Genomic DNA, 1,359 nt, shown 5'->3' with positions numbered 1-1,359 from the left:
TCGTATCTTTTGACTTTGGCTGCCTCAAGGGTGCTACGACATCAATTTCCATTTTACAGAGCATTTCTTATTGTTACCATCTCCTCGCTCACATTGTTGAGTCCATTTATAACCTTTTTCGTCAACTCCAACTGGTATGCTATTGGTGAATACTTAGCCATAACCGGTTTCATAATCTCCATGACTATAGGAATATGGCAAAGCTCAAAAATTTCATTGCTGCAATCACTTGGTATAGCCTTATTAGTAGAAAGCTTGTACTGGTTAATCTCTGTAATATTCTTCCCTGAACCATTATTGATGTGAAAGTTATTTTTCCCAGTTGTACAGTTTTTTCCAACGACTCAACTCTGCACTAAATTAAAAATCAAGCTCAAATAGCTAAGCCAGGTGCCTGCAAGTAGCCTCTGTCAGTATATGACTTTTAATTATATTAGCAAGCTATGATGACACTGCACCAAACGATATTAAGAATTGCACCTGCCTTAATAGCCTTGTTGATTTCTGTATTGATCCTTGACCTTTTCTTATCGTATTATATCTTAGATCATATGATTTCCATCATTCCCGGATGGCACACTACCATTTATGATATAGATCAGGGATGGAGACCTGGCTTTCAAACCCTGCTGATATTTCTGTTTGTCGGGGGAATTTTGAGTATTTATGCAGTGATTAAATATTTGATACGTAAGGTAATAGTTTTCTTACAGAGCAAATCTCATCATTCACAAACCGGAAATGGTTAACTATTGCTATAGCTCAATCCTTACCGGCTTCAATCACAAAGGCAGTTAGTTCGGCCATTTGTCCATCGCGGAATCGCCAGACATCACAGTATGAAAAATCGGTCGTTTTTCCATCTTCGTCTACCATGCTGATGTTGCCCAATGCGGTTACAAAATCGTTCTCAGCAATTAAATTTCTTACATCAAATCGTGGCGGCTCAATGTATGCCGTTGCCATATATTGACGAACAGCTTCTTTTCCATTCAGAACCCTGTCTCCCACAAATGTCCATTGTGTATCATCAGTACAAAACTTCAAAAACCCTTCATAGTCACCTTTGGTAATGGCTTCGTTGGCTTTTTTCAAAACTTCCTTATTATTTTTAATCATGAGATTTTTCTTTATAAATGAGCCGGATATTACCAATAACTAAGTCATGGCGTTATTGTTAACTCAGAAGCTACAAAGAGTATGTTTTGATCTTAATTAAAAAAATGCCACTGCCATAAAACAGAAATGCACCGAAAATCAGATTCCCGGCACATTTCACTCTATAAACAGAACTAATTGTTTACTTTATCCCATTACAATAATCATCATACATCGGCTCCGGGCTTTCCACTTTCTCTG

At 37.5% G+C, this 1,359-nt stretch carries 3 protein-coding genes; 2 read left to right on the top strand and 1 reads right to left on the bottom strand.

What is annotated here, in order from left to right:
• A partial coding sequence (locus tag E1163_RS30845) for a hypothetical protein (RefSeq protein WP_221417878.1) occupies window positions 1–306 on the top strand: 306 nt, incomplete at its 5' end.
• 137 nt (window positions 307–443) lie between these two features.
• Window positions 444–749, top strand: a complete 306-nt coding sequence (locus E1163_RS00450) for a hypothetical protein (protein WP_155168561.1) — start codon at window positions 444–446, stop codon at window positions 747–749.
• A gap of 13 nt (window positions 750–762) precedes the next feature.
• Here the strand turns inward: E1163_RS00450 and E1163_RS00445 are convergent, their stop codons facing one another.
• On the bottom strand, window positions 763–1,119 hold the full coding sequence (locus E1163_RS00445) for a nuclear transport factor 2 family protein (protein ID WP_155168560.1): 357 nt from the start codon (window positions 1,117–1,119) through the stop codon (window positions 763–765).
• Between the last annotated feature and the right edge of the window lie 240 nt (window positions 1,120–1,359).

This window comes from Fulvivirga kasyanovii (genome assembly GCF_009711405.1).
Classification (GTDB): domain Bacteria; phylum Bacteroidota; class Bacteroidia; order Cytophagales; family Cyclobacteriaceae; genus Fulvivirga; species Fulvivirga kasyanovii.
The sequence above is the reverse complement of the archived record's forward strand: the minus strand, read 5'-3'. Positions and strand labels throughout refer to the sequence as shown.

What these genes read in the sequence shown, in the direction of transcription:
- E1163_RS00450 (WP_155168561.1), top strand. Translation starts at nt 444, where the DNA reads ATGATGACACTGCACCAAACGATATTAAGAATTGCACCTGCCTTAATA.
- E1163_RS00445 (WP_155168560.1), bottom strand. Translation starts at nt 1,119, where the DNA reads ATGATTAAAAATAATAAGGAAGTTTTGAAAAAAGCCAACGAAGCCATT.